Below are 17,089 nucleotides of genomic sequence, written 5' to 3'. Positions count from 1 at the left end.
ACTCAACAACTCTACCCCCAATATATTATCCCTGTGAACGAATAATCTCTTGTCGCTCTGCGACTTTCTTTTTCCATTGTTCAGCACGACGGGTACGATCCGCGACATGTCCTACCAGTTGACCACATGCCGCATCAATATCATCGCCACGTGTCTGTCGAATCGTACACACAAATCCAGCATCAGACAAAGTTTTTTGAAAGGCAATAATCCGATTTCGGCTAGAACGACCATATGGCGCATGCGGAAATGGATTAAATGGAATCAAATTTATTTTACTTGGTAAATTTTTTAATAGTTTAATCATTTGTTGTGCATGTTCTGGGTGATCATTGACACCATCGAGCATCACATATTCAATCGTGACATGTTTACGCGTACTTTCATTGCCACCTTTGGCCAAATAACGCTGACAAGCAGCAATCAATTGCTCAAGTGGATATTTTTTATTGATTGGAACTAACTCATTACGCAACTCGTCGTTAGGTGCATGCAAAGAAATTGCGAGAGCGACATCAATATCCTGTGCCAGTTGATCAATCTTTGGAACCACGCCAGAGGTAGATAACGTTACACGGCGCTTAGACATCCCATAAGCAAAGTCATCTAGCATCAATTGCATCGAACTCAGGACTGCATCGTAATTTAACAATGGTTCACCCATGCCCATCATCACGACATTGGTCACAGAACGCTCACGCTCAGCTACAGGCACATCTTCCATATAAGACTGATTGGCGACCCAAAGCTGTCCAATAATTTCATCAGGATTTAAATCGCGTTGGAAACCTTGCTTACCCGTAGAACAAAATGAGCAATCCAATGCACAACCCACTTGGGATGAAATACACAATGTTTTACGGGATCCTGTCTTGTCTTCGGCAGGAATCAAAACAGTTTCAACCAGTGAACCTGCACCATCCCCGACACGGAACACCCATTTACGGGTTCCATCTTTGGAATAATGACGATGTACCACTTCAGGTGCTGTAATCTCACAGACCTGTTCAAGTTTGGCGCGCAATTTCCCTGAAATATTGGTCATTTCAGCAAAATCAGTGACAAAATACTGATGAATCCACTTCATCACTTGTCCTGCACGAAACTTTTTCTCTCCTAATTGTTCAAAAAATCCTTCTAATTCTGCGCGAGACATACCCAATAGATTAACTTTGGCACGGACAGCATTTTGCACCGCATCAGCAGGCTGTGCATGTTCTGTTGGTGCTGGGAGATCTATTACAGAAGCCATGAGATTACCTAAACCATAGAAGTGACGAAGAAATATTGCCTAATATTTCAGCAAATTCATTCAGAGAAAAATAAAAAACCAGATAAGTATAATACCACTTATCTGGTTTGGATGCTCTCGATTAACGAGTGCGTGGGAAGATCTCTTCAGCAGCGAAGAAATACGCAATTTCACGCTCAGCAGATGCTACAGAGTCAGAACCATGTGCAGCATTTTCATCGATGCTAGTTGCGAAGTCAGCGCGGATTGTACCTGGTGCTGCTTCTTTCGGATTCGTTGCGCCCAAAATTTCACGGTGTGCAAGAACTGCATTTTCGCCTTCAAGTGTAGAAACAACCACTGGACCAGAAGTCATAAATGCCACTAAGTCAGCAAAGAAACCGCGCTCTTTGTGCTCTGCATAGAAGCCTTCAGCTTCTGCTTGAGACAAATGCTTGTATTTGATCGCAACTGGTTTTAAACCCGCTTTTTCAAAACGTGCAATGATTTCGCCAATGTGGTTTTTACCAACAGCATCTGGTTTGATGATTGATAAAGTACGTTCGATTGCCATGAGTGGCTCCTCGCTTAAAATTTTAAACGTAAAAAATTGGGCGCATTATACCGAGGTCAACGGTAATAATCAGCCTTGATTGTGTAAAAGTTATCAATTTCCGATGATTTTTTAGCGAACTTCGTCAATCCATGCCATTTGAATGGCCTCTAACAGCCCTTCAGTCGATTTTGCAGGATCATCTGAGAAATCTGGCAAAGCACAAATCCATGCGTGTAAATCAGTAAAACGAACCCATTGTGGATCTACATCTGGGTGTGCATCACTCAGTTCAATTGCGATATCAATGGTATCCGTCCAGCGTAAGCCCATGGTCTGTCCTGTTGCATCAATCAAATAAAGGCTACTTTAGCAAATTTCAGGCAAAGCGAACATGTGAACTGTTGGATTTATTAAAGGGCAATGCACATGCAAACTTATAAATGAATATTCATCAATGGTGCTGCAAAAATAATTCCGCACCCGACCACAGTCCCAATCACAGCCCCCACAATCACATCACTTGGATAATGTAATCCCAGTACCATCCGAGACAAAGCCACCAAAATGGTAAACGGCAACATGATGATGATCAAAATTGGCTGGATATAACCTAATGCGATGCTCGCCATAACCGCATGTAAAGTATGCCCCGATGGAAAACTAAAATGATCCAGTGGACGTTCACCCAGTACAATGACCTGATGCACCTGATAAGGGCGCGGGCGTGTGGTTTTATGTTTTAGAAATTTATAAATTCCAGTTCCTACAGAACCACCTAATAATAAGTAAATGATTTGTAGACCATAAAACAACCCTTGAGATAGCCAAACCATAAACAGCATGACGTACCAAAATAGACCATCACCCAGCCGACTGATGATTTTAAAGAAATGCGCAATTCGCTGTGAATGCGAAAAATGATTCAGGTACAAACAACCTTTTAAATCTAAATCCAGTATTCTAATTTTAGCGTTTTTAAAATTCATGGTGACACTCCTCTCACTTAAACGGAGATTTATACTCGGTAGAACTCTTTGACCACCTGATATAAGGCTTGTTCCATTTGATATACAGGTTGTTGCCAACCGCTTTGTTTAACATGCTTAAGTGCATGTATTCCCATCTGTTTTAACTGTAATCTTGCAGGCAATTGATATAAGGTTTGAATAAATGTATTGACTTGACCTAAAGGACTCAGCCAACCACTTACCCCATGCTCTACATACTGACTGGCACATGCATAATCATAAGCCACTACAGGCAACCCACTTGCCATTGCCTCAAGGACCACGTTACCAAAGGTTTCTACCTGACTAGCAAACACAAAGACATCAGCACTTGCATAAGCAGTTGCAAGATTCTTGCCAGTTAAACTTCCTGTAAAAACAACCTCACAATTCTCTGCCATCTGTTCCAGACGTGTGCGATCTGGTCCATCCCCCACAATCACCAGTTTAAATTTTCGATGCTGCATCCGTTGCATGGCTGCATAACTTTGAATTAATAGCTGGATTTCTTTTTCGGGAGATAAACGTCCGACATACAACATGACGGTCGTGTCATCGCCAGCACCCCAACTTTCTCTTAATTTCTGACAACGATACTGCGGAGAAAATTTTTCAGTATCCACACCCCGCCCTACGATACTTAAAGGACAGGTAATCCCAAAACCACGCAAGGCTTTTTCAGTATCCTTACTCGGCACACAGGTCATATCCGTGCTGTTATGAAACCAGCGTAAATAGCCCTGAATCGGTTTAAGCAAAAAGGCCAGATCAAAAAATCGACTAAAATCCTGAAAAGGCGAATGAAACCCGCTAGACACAGGAATATTTCGAGCCTTTGCTGCTTGCAGTGCCGTCAGACCCAGCGGTCCCTCTGTCACAATATGAACGACATCTGGTGAAAATCCAGCTAAAGCCTTACTTACCTTCAAATATTGAGGCCAGCCAAACTGCAAACCAGGATACTTGGGTAAAGTTTGTGCGATCACCAGACATTCTTTATTGGGTGAAAATTCTTCACATTTTAGACTTTGCTGTGGTCGTACCAGTAAAATTTTGTGTCCCTGCTGCTGTAAACCCTTGCACAGTTGCAATAAAGATAAAGCCACGCCATTAATTTCGGGTGGCCATGTCTCAGTGACAATGGCAATTTTGAGTTTGGGACGTACCAATTTATCCAGTTCATGCCAATTTTGTTGAATTTGCGCATGTCTGTTTTTAAAATAGAATTTAAAACTGTCTGGGAAATTTTCTTGTTTTAGCAGCGTTGTAGCGAATGAACCTTGCATACAACTATCCATTTGATTTATTTTCATAGCTCAAATATTAGACAATCGTTTTTACATTTTGATGATATCCAGATGACAGTTTTTTGACACAAAAAAAGCATATCGAAATATGCTTTTTTGCTCACTCAAAATCAATCAATGATTTTGTAATTTGGCATAATCTAATAATACATTCGCCGCTTCATTCACAAAGGTTTCTTCCTCTGGTAACGGCGGACGTGCATTGATCTTCATTTTGGCACGAGATTCGCTCAAGGCATCCAGTGATGCCTGATAACTTTCCCAATTACTAAAAGGTTTTAACCCTGTCGCTGCACGACGCTGATTTTCAGCATCAAGTGTTTGTTTTTCCAGTCTTAAAATTTCCGCCTTACGCTGATCAATATCTAACACAATACGTTTTTGATCTTTGGTTTCATCCGCGATCGCACGGCGCGCTTCAAGATATTTAAATTGAGGATCAACCGCAACACGGGCTTTAGATTCCTGAGACAGCTTTTCTACGTAAGGCTGGATTGAACCTTCACGCTTAAATGGCGCAGTTGGAATGGTATCCCACTTCAATGCATTCTTAGCTTTACGTTCACCAAACTCCTCATCATAAATATCCACGAGCTTGATGTCTGGAATAACGCCTTTATTTTGAGTACTTCCACCTGTAATACGATAGAACTTACGTTGCGTTAAAGTCGCCTGACCATGTGCCAAGGTATCAAGTTGAACTTGGGCTGTCCCCTTACCTGTGGTGGTACTTCCAATCACGATCCCGCGCTCATAATCCTGAATAGCAGCCGAGTAGATTTCGCTGGCAGAAGCTGAAGCCAGATTCACTAAAATTGCCAATGGACCTGCATAAGTTTGTGCGCCGCCATCGTTATCTTCAAACACACTGACATTGCCATTACCATCACGAATTTGCACGACTGGCCCAGATTTGATGACCTGTCCGAGCATACGTGCCACTTCTTCAAGTGAACCGCCTGGGTTATTGCGCAAATCAATTAAAATACCATCCACTTTTTTAGCAGAAAGTGATTTCAAAGCATTGTTGGTATCTTCAGACACTGAACGATATTCTGTTCCCGCACGGCGCGCACGATAGTTTAAGTAGAACGAAGGGATTTCAATCACACCAAAGGTATGTTTTTTGCCATCACGCATAATATCAACGGTACGTGAACGGACACCTGCATCTTCTTCCTGAATCACATCACGCACCAAACTTACAGTACGCGCCTGACTCATAGACGCGCCCGGCCCGAGTAACTTGATCGTGACTTTGGTTCCGCGTTTACCACGAATCAACCCGACAATCTCAGCACTCGACCAGCCGACCACATCGACCATTTTGTCGCCATCCTGAGCAACCCCAACAATGCGATCACCCGATTTGACCTGACCCGACTTACTTGCAGGACCACCTTCTACAATGGTTTCAATTTTAATATAGTCTTCATTACCGCGTTCAGGGCGGATCGAAACCCCAATTCCTTCCAGTTGCAGCGTAGTCTGGCGATTCAACTCCATCGCATCAATCGGCGGATAATAATTACTGTGCGGATCGTAAGTTGCCATCATGGCGTTTAAGGTTTTGTCCAACACATCATCACTCTTCACGCGACTAATACGCTCAAGCTGACGGGTATAACGCTTGGTGAGTGTTTGAACAGGTGTTAAATCTTCTGGACTGGTTAAATCCTGACCATTTGCCAGCTCTGGATTGTCTTTCAAGGCTTTTTGTTTAGCCAGATCTTCTTCTTTGCTAATGGTGAGGTTAATGAGCTGCGACACCAACATTTTACGCCAGTAATCTTGCTGTTCAGCGGTATTTTTAAAATAGGCTGCTTTCTCACGATCAGTATCAATGAAAACATTCGGCTGATGTAAATTTTGTGGCTTTTTCAGTTCAGACAACATGTACTCATAAAAGGCACGTAGGCGTTTACGGTACTGATCATGTATCGCATACGGACCAGTCAAATTACCTGCTTTCAGCGCCGCGCCAAAAGTCGAGCCATATTTTGTTTTATAGTCCTGAACCTCAGAAGCCAAAAATAAAGAATGATCAGGATCCAGACTATCCAGATACATATCTAAAATACGATTAGAGGTATTGGCATCCAGACGCATATTTAAATAATGCTGACGGTCGACCAATGTCGCTAACTGGCGTGAAACCAGCGCTTGTTCCTGAGTCGGTTGAATGGTTTGAGAGATGGCCGCAGGTGCAGTATCAGTTGCCGCAATTGCTTCGTTTATCGCATGTGTGAAGAACAATCCACCAGTCGCGACTGCAACTGCACAAGCTATCGTTTGAAGTTTCATAAATTTTTAATACTTCCTTGGATTTTCCAATATTACCCGCTGTGCCATCGACCCCGAATGTCACAGATTCAACATCTTAACCAACTTAATTTGTGTATGTCGTGTAGTTTTATCATATTCTATGCTGGCAGAATGTAGCAAATCATTGCAAAATTCCGCTATTGTTTTATCCAAAAATTAGACGAGCAACCTTTATGATCGGCGCTTTGATGCTAGACATTGCTGGCACAGAACTTACACAAGAAGATATTGAACTCTTACGCGCTCCGCAAGTCGGTGGCATGATTTTATTTGCACGAAATATTGAATCACCACAACAAGTGCGTGCATTAACAGATCACATGCGCCAAATCCGTCCAGATATTTTAATTGCTGTCGATCAGGAAGGTGGGCGTGTACAGCGTTTAAAAACAGGATTTACCTTATTACCTGCAATGGGTCGTTTTGGTGAGTTATATCAACAACAACCTGAACAAGCGATTCAATTGGCTGAGCAATGTGGCTGGCTCATGGCAACTGAGGTTTTAGCCGTGGGTATTGATTTTAGCTTTGCGCCCGTTTTGGATATCAATGACCTAAGTGATGTGATTGGTGATCGTGGCTTCGCCAAAAATCCGCAGGATATTGTGCCATTAGCATCAGCCTTTATGAAAGGTATGCAACAAGCAGGTATGGCGAATACGGGCAAACATTTCCCTGGTCATGGCTCTGTGCAGGCAGACTCTCATGTTGCCGCAGCGATTGACCATCGTAGTTACGATGAAATCCATCAAAAAGACATGCAGACGTTTATCCAATTGATGCCACAACTGGATGCACTCATGCCTGCCCATGTGATTTATGAACAGGTCGATCCTAATCCTGCTGGTTTTTCACCATTTTGGGTTCAGGAAATTTTGCGTAAGCAGTTAGGTTTTGATGGCGTGTTATTTTCAGATGACCTGAGCATGCAAGCGGCTTGTGTTGCGGGTGGAGCTGATGCACGTTTACAGGCGGCACTTTCCGCAGGCTGTGATATGGGATTGGTGTGTAATGACCGCTCATCGGCTTGTTTGGCACTCGATTCGATTGAGCATCTAGCTTTACCACATCAGCAACGCTTGGAACGTATGCGAGGCAAGATTCCTGAATTAAAGATTGGCAATACGCTTGAATTAGGAGATGTCTGGCAATCTCATAAAGCGCAGATCGAAAAATTCAAAGATAGCTTTTAAGGCATTGAAGGTTATAATAAAGTCGCTTTTACATCATGAATATACGGGTATATTCATGATGTCTAAAATTATGCATGGATGATAAATAAAATAACAGGCTCAGGAATATGACCCAACCACTTTCAAAACATCGACATATCTCTTTTACCGCTCATTACACAGGTTACATCTGGTATCAAATGGGGATCTCACATCAGGTCTTTGCCACCAAAAAGGGCAAGTCTTTAGCTGCACTGGTTCACCCATTGGAAAGTTGGGCAGAGAAATATGTCGGTGGCAGTATGCGAAGTACTCTCAAACAACGACACACCTTACTGGATGATCAGCTTACGACGCTCATTGAGCATCATCCTCAGTTACAGGTTTTGGAAATCGCCAGTGGTCTTTCACCGCGAGGTTGGTGGTTTAGACAACATTATCCAGAGATCACTTACCGTGAACTAGATTTACCAGACATGGCACAAACCAAACAAGCTGCATTGCAACAGATTGAAGCCAATGCACCCGAAATGCTGTCTGTTGATTTATTTACCGCAGAATTTAAACAAGCATTTGACTTATTTGACCCCTCGTTTCCTCTGGTGGTGATCAGTGAAGGGCTGATTAATTATTTTGATAAACCTTTGTTAGCTCAATTAATTCAGTCGATTGCTGAATATGGTCAGCCATTTAAAGAATTACATTATCTCACCGACTTGTACCCAGAACCAGTCAAAAACAAGTTGGCAAATATTATCTGGAGTAGCAGCAAACTTCTCAAATGGATGTCACGCAGCGCCTTTAGCTTTCATTTTACTACCCCAGCCGATGTTGAAACTTTTTTTATGGAAAATGGTTTTGATCAGGTAAAAGTGACACAACCAAAAGATTATTTTGATTCAGACACCGTACAACAGCAGAATAAACAGGAACACTTAGGCGATCTAGTTTGGACGATTCATGCTATCAATAAGAAACACTCTTAGAATCGATAGATAAAGCAAAGTTTACACAATAAAAAACAGCATCAAAGATGCTGTTTTTTATCCCCAAATAACGCGGCAAGATACGGCTTCTCAGATATCTTTAATCGCGTTACACCACCTCAGCGTACTGAAGTTGATGTTCTTTTTGTCGCGCCACATAGCGCAGCAAACGATCTGCAACCGCAAAACTACCGTGTTTAAAGATCGCTCTTACCCCTGCTGTATCGACCTGAAAAATCAGACATTCGATACTAAACATACCTTCTTCATCTTCTAAATGAAGAGCCAAATCTCGTGGATAACTTTCGACACGATTCGCTTCATTCGGCTGATTCAGTTGTAAAAGTACACCAAAGAAACTTAAATCACTAATCATTACTTTGAACTGCTCAGGCAAATAACGATGGGTCAGTTGCGTATGTGGTTGCATGACTTCAATGCGCTCTTCACCACGACGATCCATATGTTTGATTTGTTCACGGGTCATCGGAATAATGCCATCCAAACCCTGAATCGATTCACCATTTAAATAGGTTGCAAACAAATGCATGGTTTCTTTACGGCGTTGAAGCTGCGGCACATGATCCGCATTGGCGATCAAGGCAAACTGCATATCAGGACATTGCAAAGCAAAATTTGCATTTTCAAAAGGCAAGGTGAAACTATCATACTGCCCAGCGGCAACCAGCGTTTTGCACTGTGGAATCGGCACATCTTTTAAACGCAATAGCCGATTACAGTTGATCTCATAACGCAAACGCTCAGTTTTGGTAAATTCAGCCATTTGACGGAAGAACAAACGCTTAGCTGTAGGTGACATGCGAGTCTTGTCAAGTTTGGCATGATTTACCAGATACAAAATCACGGCTTGACCAAATTCTTCCATCCGATCTTCTTGCATCAACTTCAGTGACTCTTCCAAGATCATGCGCCAGCTTTTACGGGTCTTTTGCATCACTCCCATTAGGACCATACGGTCAACCAGTTCAGGACGTTGGTGCGCAAATGAAGAAGCAACCACTGAGCCTAATGACATGCCCATCATAGAGACTTTGGAAATACCGACGATATCCAGCCATATACCAAGCATTCTGGATAAATCCGATAATTCAAGCATTCCCGCAGAAACACCTGTATCACGGTTGGTAATCTGCTGATTCGCACCCATTGAAGGTAAATCAATTAAAATGACAGGTCCGCAGGCAAACAGTTGTTCAACACAATATTTATAAGAGTTGAAATTTTGAAATGCCCCGCCCACAATTACTATGGGAGTCTGATGAATTGTACGCACATCAGCCATGGCCATGAATTCGACTTTCCAGCCATCAATCCATGTTTCACGAGCAGATTGCTTAAAAATATCTTTATGATAAAGATCAAAAAAACCAAAAGGTGAACCCGCTTGGTGAAGATCCGCGTCCATCTGGATAATGGAATTCATTTCCTGCCTCCTGCCTGCGTTGTTTTTTATCTATGCAGGCTCCGTTCCATGCGACACAATGGCTATGCATCCTTACTCAATTTTTTTGTATAACGTCAATAGCCTTATTGTTTCATTCTATACAGATGTGACTTTTTTAAGCAACCCTTTCTATAACCACTCATCTAGTTTCGATCTTTTTCAAGTTTCAAAATATTTAAAGTCGCGTAACAATTTCACAGTTTTCTACTAAATCACGCACTAGCTCATCTTTACCGCATTATGATGACTATACCAATCTGGTCATAGCCTGTTACTATGCAATGTACCTTTATGGATTTTTAACCGATCAAAGACTGCTATGCACGATTCAATTGAACACTATATGCAAACAGTAGGTCAAAATGCGCGTCAGGCTTCCCGCTTGTTGGCCAGCGCATCGACCTTAACGAAAAACAATGCGCTTTCAGCCATTTTCACTGCGCTAGAAGATCGTCAACCGCAAATTTTAGCGGCGAATGCGATTGACATGCAAAAAGCGCACGAAAACAACCTGGATAGTGCTCTACTTGATCGTTTAGAACTTAACCCCTCACGCTTTAAAGGCATGTTACAAGGCTTAAAAGATGTGATTGCGCTTAAAGATCCAATCGGTGAAATTACTGATATGTCATATCGCCCTACAGGTATTCAACTCGGTAAGATGCGTGTGCCTTTAGGCGTTGTCGGCATGATTTATGAATCACGGCCAAATGTCACACTTGAAGCAGCATCCTTAGCGCTAAAATCTGGCAATGCCATTATTTTACGTGGCGGTTCAGAAGCGCTTGAGTCCAATAAAGCCATCGCCGAAGCCATTCAGTATGGGCTTAAAAAAGTGGGCTTACCTGAGCATGCCGTCCAAGTGATTGCAACCTCTGATCGTGCCGCAGTTGGTCAACTGATTACCATGAGCGAATATGTCGATGTGATTATTCCACGTGGCGGTAAAGGTCTGATAGAACGAATTACCCTTGAAGCACGTATTCCTGTTATTAAACATTTAGATGGCAATTGTCATGTTTTTGTAGAAGCTGAAGCTGATCTACATAAAGCTCTCCCAATTGCGCTTAATGCGAAGACTCATCGTTATGGTGTTTGTAATGCCATGGAAACGTTGTTGGTCGATGAAAATATCGCAGAAGAGTTTTTACCGCGTATTGCTGAACTGTATGCTGAAAAACATGTCGAGCTTCGAGGTTGTGACCAAACTCGCCGCATCCTCGGTGAAAGCGTCAAAGTCGCCACTGAAGAAGACTGGTATACCGAATATCTAGCGCCCATCCTTGCGATTAAAGTGGTATCGGGTATTGAGGAAGCGATTCAACATATTAACCAATATGGTTCTCACCATACCGATGCAATCATTACTGAAAACTATTCATTAGTTCGCAAGTTTTTGGCTGAAGTAGATTCAAGCTCTGTGATGATTAATGCTTCTACACGCTTTGCCGATGGTTTTGAATATGGTTTAGGCGCCGAAATTGGCATCTCGACCGATAAAATCCATGCGCGCGGTCCAGTGGGTTTAGAAGGCTTGACCTCACAAAAATGGATCGTATTTGGTGACGGTCAAATTCGTCAATAAAATAATATGTCTTCTGGTTTTGTCGTTCAGTCGACAGAGCCAGAAAATGATTCAGCATTGAATCATGAAGTTATTTTTTAAAAATAGAAACATTTTTATTAAATAAATTGCAACATGATCAAACTATAAAAAATAGCGGTTCAACGTTATATTGGGTTTAAAAGAAAATTCGTTTAGGTTGGTTATTCGTTGGTTTTAACCCATGAATGCTAACGATAAATTAAAGATTGTTCGATAGTGCTTAAGTCTAATCGGCTAAAGTCTAGCTTGGACAGAAAAACGACACATGTTACAACATGTCATATTGATATTCGGACTGACAAAATCAGATTTGAAAATCAATATATTAAGGAAACAATTTAAAATATTTTGGGTGCAATACCGTGTCTACATCCGTTTTAGTGATTAACTGTGGTTCTTCCTCTATCAAATATGCTTTGGTTTCAGATCGTCGTGAAAACCGTATTTACGGTTTGGCTGAAAATCTAGGCACAGCAGAAGCTCGTATTAAAGGGATTACCGTCGGCGGTGAGCCCCTTGAATTATCCATTCCACACGCTGACCATGAAAAAGCACTTGAAACATTGTTGGCACGCTTAGCCAACTATAAGCCGCAGGCAATAGGACATCGTGTGGTCCATGGTGGAACATTAACCAAAGCGGAATTACTCACCCCAGAAATTATTGAACGTATTGTTGCTGCAACGCCATTAGCACCCTTACATAACCCTGCACATTTGGTTGGTATTGATGCCACTATGCGTTTGTTTCCCGAATTACCCCAAGTGGCTGTATTCGATACCGCATTTCATCAAACAATGCCTGAACATGCTTATCGCTATGCCTTGCCGAAATTCTTTTACACGGAACACTATGTCCGCCGCTATGGCTTTCATGGTACAAGCCATGCGTATGTATCTGATCGCGCCAGTGAACTGGCTGGACAATTCCGACAAGGCGGCTGGTTAAGTGCACATTTAGGCAATGGTAGCTCGACCTGTGCCATCTGGAATGGTGAAAGTATTGATACCTCGATGGGTTTAACCCCACTTGAAGGGATCGTGATGGGAACCCGTAGTGGTGATGTCGATCCAAGTATTCATAGTTTTATTGCCAACAACTTAGGTTGGGATATCGACAAGATTGATAAAATGCTCAACAAAGAAAGTGGGTTGTTAGGTTTATCTGATAATTTATCTAATGACATGCGCACATTGATCGAAGCCTCAGAAAATGGCAACGAAGATGCAAGACTTGCCATTGAAGTATTCAGTTACCGTTTAGCCAAGTCATTAGCTGGTTTAAGCTGCGGTTTACCCAAAATCGATGGTCTGATTTTTACAGGTGGGATTGGGGAAAACTCAGCCTATATCCGCGAAAAAACCATGATATATCTACCTCATTTTGGTTTTAAACTAGATAAAGATCAAAACAATACACTACAACGTGGTACAGAGGGCCGGATTGATGTAGGTCAAGGACCACAAATCTGGGTGATTCCTACAGATGAAGAAGGTCGTATTGCCAAAGAAACTGAGCAAGTGGTGCAACAGGCAAAAAAGCTTGACGTTGTGATTGGCTAATCATGCAGAGCTTATTGAGAGATCAGTACTCTCAATAGGCCAAATACAAATGTTAAAAATATAATTTTATTTAAGGTCATTATGAATACAATTTTAATGATTCCAACCGCTGAAGGCGTTGGTTTAACCTCAGCCTGTTTGGGGATGGTGTATGCGCTGGATTGCAACGGCATTAAAGCTGGGTTTTTAAAACCATTTTCTCAGGAAAATCAGAATCAGTTTGATCGCACCACATCTCTCTTTCAGCATTTATTTCAACGTGATACTGTCCAGTCAATTTCTCACGAAAAGTTGCTGCAATATATTTCAGCAGGCGAAATGGATGATTTACTTGAAGAAGCCGTTAGCCTGCATCGTACGATTGCAGCTCAACAGGATGTAATTATTGTTGAAGGCTTGTTGCCCAACGGACAAGATCATTTTGCCAGTGAATTGAATGCAGCGCTTGCACAAGCACTCGATGCCAAAGTGATTTTGGTTAGTACCGCAGATATTCAAAATCCACGAAAAACCGCGGAAAGAATCGAATCACATTTACGTCAGTTTGGTGGCGTCAATTCAAATCGCACTGCTGGCGTACTCTTTATGCGTACACGCGGTTTGCCTGAAGAATCAGCTCAAATTCCTCTCACCATCGATCCTTCGCTGCGCCTGAATGATGAAATTGAAAAATTTAGTCTGGAACTACAAAAATACAATCGTCATTTAGGTACCAAAGAATTGCCGATTATCGGGATGGTGCCTTTTAGCAATACTTTAAGTGTGCCACGTACATTAGACATTGCTTCGGTGATTGATGGTGAGTGGGTTCATTTGGGTGAAGCCAAGCAACGACGCATTTTGCATTCCAGTTTAATTGCTTCAAGCATTGAATATGAACTCAATAAATTTGTCGCCGGCGAACTGATTATCAGTGCTTCCGAACGTACAGATGTTCTTTTGGCAAGTAGTCTGGCAACCAGTAATGGGATTCCTTTGGCAGGTCTGGTGCTGACCGAACGTACAGCGCCAGCCACCCAAATTCTGGATTTTTGCCAACATGCGATTAAACGCGGCTTACCTATTTTACATACCCAACTCAACACACTGGAAACCGCACAACGTCTGGCAGATTTTGGTAATGAAATTCCAGTTGATGATACTGAACGTGCCGAACAAGTCACTCGTTTCGTTTCGAGCCATATCGATACCGAATGGCTCAAAACTCAAGTCAATGGTAACCTCAGACCTCGCTTATCCCCTTCTGCCTTTCGTCATGAATTGGTACAAAAATCGATTGCGGCTAAAAAGCGAATTGTACTCCCCGAAGGCGATGAGCCGCGTACCGTACAGGCCGCTGCCATTTGTCAGTCACGTGGATTGGCACATTGTATCCTACTCGCGAAGCCAGAATCTGTGGTGGATGTGGCTAAAGCGCGTGGCATTGAGCTTCCAGATGATCTGGAGATTATTGATCCAGATACCATTCGAGACCAATATGTCACACCAATGGTCGAATTACGCAAAGGCAAACTAAACGAATTACAAGCCAAAGAGCAACTTCAAGATACGGTGGTTCTTGGCACGATGATGCTGGCATTAGATCAAGTCGATGGTTTGGTTTCAGGTGCCATTCACACCACAGCCAATACTGTTCGTCCTGCATTTCAGTTGATTAAAACTGCGCCCGAATATTCACTGGTTTCATCCATTTTCTTTATGTTGTTACCCGATGAAGTCTATGTGTATGGTGACTGCGCGATTAATCCTGATCCCGATGCGCAACAATTGGCTGAAATTGCGATTCAGTCTGCGGACTCGGCGAAAGCTTTTGGTATTGAACCACGTATTGCCATGATCAGTTACTCAACAGGCACTTCTGGAACAGGCGCAGATGTTGAGAAAGTAGCTGAAGCGACTCAAATTGCAAAACAACGTCGTCCAGATTTATTGATTGATGGGCCATTACAATATGATGCCGCATCGGTCGAAAGTGTCGGACGTCAAAAAGCACCAGATTCTCAAGTTGCAGGTCGAGCCAATGTCTTTATTTTCCCTGATTTAAATACAGGAAATACCACTTATAAAGCAGTTCAACGCTCTGCCAATGTAGTCAGTGTTGGCCCGATGTTACAGGGTCTAAATAAACCAGTGAATGATTTGTCACGTGGTGCGTTGGTCGATGATATTGTGTTTACCATTGCACTCACCGCCATTCAGGCTGAACAACAGGGTGAAGCAAAAACCGCTACAAAAGCATCTTAATTGATAACCCTATAAAAAAAGTCCCTGACATTTCAAGGGACTTTTTTTATGAAAACCAAATTATGATTTTAGTTTAATTGATCTTTATTCACTGGCATCATAAGAGAACTGGATACCTGCTGTACCGCCAGTTTCAATGAATAATTTGATAAAATCAGGCACTGTTTCTTTACGTTGCCAGTCACGTTGTAATTCACAGAATAATTGCGCCACACTAATTAATTTACCGCCCGCCTGTTCAATACGGCGTAATGCAGCCTCGTGAGCAGCCAATGAGGTTCCACCTACTGCATCAGCAACCACATAGACTTCGTAGCCTTCCTGTAGCGCATCGAGTGCTGGAAAGGTTAAACAAGCTTCTGTCCAAAGCGCAGTCATAATCAGTTTTTTGCGACCCGTAGCCTTAACAGCTTCTTTAAACTCGACATCTTCCCAAGAGTTAATAGAAGTACGGTCATAAGTTGGATAATCTGCCAACACTTTACGTAACTGAGGAATCGGTGGTTTGTTTAAACCTGTTTTGACATTTACCGTTGAATGAATAATCGGTAAGCCATAAACAATCGCAGCTTTGGCACTGCCGACAATATTATTGATTAAAAGTTGACGATCCATCGAAGCAATCGAGTTAACTTGTACTGGTTGATAATCGATACAAATAAAAGCTGAATTTTGAGGTGTTAATAGATGATCTTGCTTTGGATCACGAATGGCTTCACTGGTCATTTTTTATTCCTTTTTGATCTTTGTGATAGAAATCATTCTCATCTTATGCCGACAACCCTGTAAAGAATATGACTATTTTTAGGACATAGTTTTTCATTTTGTAATGTAGATAAAACTATATTTTTATGGATGCAATATTCGCCTACATGGTCATTAATTCATCATGGAATATATTTCATTTTTTTTGCCAGCCAAACGGTATGCCCTGTGCATTCAGCATCTTCTGCAACCATTTTAACTACATCAAAACCATATTGAGCCAATAATGCGCGGTATTCTTCGGCATCCAAACTGGCATGGTACAAAGGCTCTCCAAACATCTCTCCAATCGCCTCACCATGACTCGGACCACTGGTAAACATCAGGGCGGCTCCGTGCTTTGCATGCGCTGAAAACTGTGCAAACATTTCACGTTGATCATCTGGAGTGAGATGGAAAAAACTATCCCATGCCAAAATGCCATCAAACTGTTGATCAAAACGAAAATGTCGCATATCGGCATTGATCCATGTCTGTTCAGGAAAAGATTCCCGCGCCATTTCCAACATCACCTCTGAGCGATCTACCCCTGTCACCTGACAGCCATTTTCGATGAGATACGCTGCAATCGGTTGACCTGAACCACAACCTAAATCCAATACGTTTGCATCAGTGGATGGTAATAATGCCAAAAAACGATCTAGCCAAGCTTTTTCATAGAGATAATCACCGCGAAGCTCTGTCCAGTCGCGTCCATATTTTTGATAAATTTGAATGATTTTTTGGGCTAAACGCTCATTATTCATTTATTTTCACTCTTTTTTCATCATTTTGATGGGTATTTTAATCTGATTTTAAAAGCTTAGACCTTCGACCAAAATCTCGGCAAAACCGCCCACAGCAGTGTCATTTTGTCATATAAT

Annotated in this window: 14 protein-coding genes; 5 read left to right on the top strand and 9 right to left on the bottom strand. The window is 42.1% G+C overall.

The window, feature by feature from the left end; all coding sequences use genetic code 11:
- Window positions 1-25: 25 nt before the first annotated feature.
- From rlmN to F944_RS15615, 6 genes are all read right to left on the bottom strand, one after another.
- On the bottom strand, window positions 26-1,252 hold the full coding sequence (gene rlmN / locus F944_RS15640; protein ID WP_004992674.1) for a dual-specificity RNA methyltransferase RlmN: 1,227 nt from the start codon (window positions 1,250-1,252) through the stop codon (window positions 26-28).
- Between the two features lie 121 nt (window positions 1,253-1,373).
- Window positions 1,374-1,805, bottom strand: coding sequence for a nucleoside-diphosphate kinase (gene ndk / locus F944_RS15635; RefSeq protein ID WP_004992670.1), 432 nt, complete (start codon window positions 1,803-1,805; stop codon window positions 1,374-1,376).
- A gap of 111 nt (window positions 1,806-1,916) precedes the next feature.
- The gene (gene iscX / locus F944_RS15630; RefSeq protein WP_004992669.1) at window positions 1,917-2,117 is read right to left on the bottom strand and encodes a Fe-S cluster assembly protein IscX; all 201 of its coding nucleotides are present in this window, start codon (window positions 2,115-2,117) and stop codon (window positions 1,917-1,919) included.
- A gap of 104 nt (window positions 2,118-2,221) precedes the next feature.
- Window positions 2,222-2,773: a phosphatase PAP2 family protein gene (locus F944_RS15625; protein ID WP_004992665.1), complete on the bottom strand. Its 552-nt coding sequence runs from the start codon at window positions 2,771-2,773 to the stop codon at window positions 2,222-2,224.
- Window positions 2,774-2,802: 29 nt separating this feature from the next.
- Window positions 2,803-4,080, bottom strand: a complete 1,278-nt coding sequence (locus F944_RS15620) for a glycosyltransferase family 4 protein (protein ID WP_004992664.1) — start codon at window positions 4,078-4,080, stop codon at window positions 2,803-2,805.
- A gap of 135 nt (window positions 4,081-4,215) precedes the next feature.
- Complete coding sequence (locus F944_RS15615; RefSeq protein WP_004992662.1) at window positions 4,216-6,405, bottom strand: carboxy terminal-processing peptidase; 2,190 nt, start codon at window positions 6,403-6,405, stop codon at window positions 4,216-4,218.
- A 194-nt stretch (window positions 6,406-6,599) separates the two neighbouring features.
- Between F944_RS15615 and nagZ the strand changes: the two genes are divergently transcribed.
- Window positions 6,600-7,619: a beta-N-acetylhexosaminidase gene (gene nagZ / locus F944_RS15610; protein ID WP_004992660.1), complete on the top strand. Its 1,020-nt coding sequence runs from the start codon at window positions 6,600-6,602 to the stop codon at window positions 7,617-7,619.
- Between the two features lie 107 nt (window positions 7,620-7,726).
- On the top strand, window positions 7,727-8,584 hold the full coding sequence (locus F944_RS15605) for a class I SAM-dependent methyltransferase (protein WP_004992658.1): 858 nt from the start codon (window positions 7,727-7,729) through the stop codon (window positions 8,582-8,584).
- Window positions 8,585-8,693: 109 nt separating this feature from the next.
- Here F944_RS15605 and F944_RS15600 read toward each other — a convergent pair whose 3' ends face one another.
- Window positions 8,694-10,028 (bottom strand): alpha/beta fold hydrolase, encoded by a 1,335-nt coding sequence (locus F944_RS15600; RefSeq protein ID WP_004992654.1) that lies wholly within the window; start codon window positions 10,026-10,028, stop codon window positions 8,694-8,696.
- A 340-nt stretch (window positions 10,029-10,368) separates the two neighbouring features.
- On the opposite strand from F944_RS15600, the gene F944_RS15595 reads away from it, so the two are divergent.
- The 3 genes from F944_RS15595 to pta all read left to right on the top strand — a co-directional run bounded on the left by F944_RS15595 (window position 10,369) and on the right by pta (window position 15,461).
- Window positions 10,369-11,634, top strand: coding sequence for a glutamate-5-semialdehyde dehydrogenase (locus F944_RS15595; protein ID WP_004992646.1), 1,266 nt, complete (start codon window positions 10,369-10,371; stop codon window positions 11,632-11,634).
- A 383-nt stretch (window positions 11,635-12,017) separates the two neighbouring features.
- The gene (locus F944_RS15590; protein WP_004992644.1) at window positions 12,018-13,217 is read left to right on the top strand and encodes an acetate/propionate family kinase; all 1,200 of its coding nucleotides are present in this window, start codon (window positions 12,018-12,020) and stop codon (window positions 13,215-13,217) included.
- Between the two features lie 81 nt (window positions 13,218-13,298).
- Window positions 13,299-15,461 (top strand): phosphate acetyltransferase, encoded by a 2,163-nt coding sequence (gene pta, locus F944_RS15585; RefSeq protein WP_004992641.1) that lies wholly within the window; start codon window positions 13,299-13,301, stop codon window positions 15,459-15,461.
- An 84-nt stretch (window positions 15,462-15,545) separates the two neighbouring features.
- Here pta and F944_RS15580 read toward each other — a convergent pair whose 3' ends face one another.
- Together F944_RS15580 and F944_RS15575 are read right to left on the bottom strand one after the other, a co-directional pair.
- Window positions 15,546-16,187 carry a hydrolase gene (locus F944_RS15580; protein ID WP_004992640.1) on the bottom strand — a complete coding sequence of 214 codons (642 nt, stop codon included), beginning with the start codon at window positions 16,185-16,187 and terminating at the stop codon, window positions 15,546-15,548.
- Between the two features lie 161 nt (window positions 16,188-16,348).
- Window positions 16,349-16,972 (bottom strand): class I SAM-dependent methyltransferase, encoded by a 624-nt coding sequence (locus F944_RS15575; RefSeq protein ID WP_004992637.1) that lies wholly within the window; start codon window positions 16,970-16,972, stop codon window positions 16,349-16,351.
- Between the last annotated feature and the right edge of the window lie 117 nt (window positions 16,973-17,089).

Origin of the sequence: Acinetobacter ursingii DSM 16037 = CIP 107286 (assembly GCF_000368825.1) — a bacterium.
GTDB classification, from domain to species: Bacteria; Pseudomonadota; Gammaproteobacteria; order Pseudomonadales; family Moraxellaceae; genus Acinetobacter; species Acinetobacter ursingii.
Note: the sequence above shows the minus strand (reverse complement) of the source record. Positions and strands in the feature narration are given on the sequence as shown.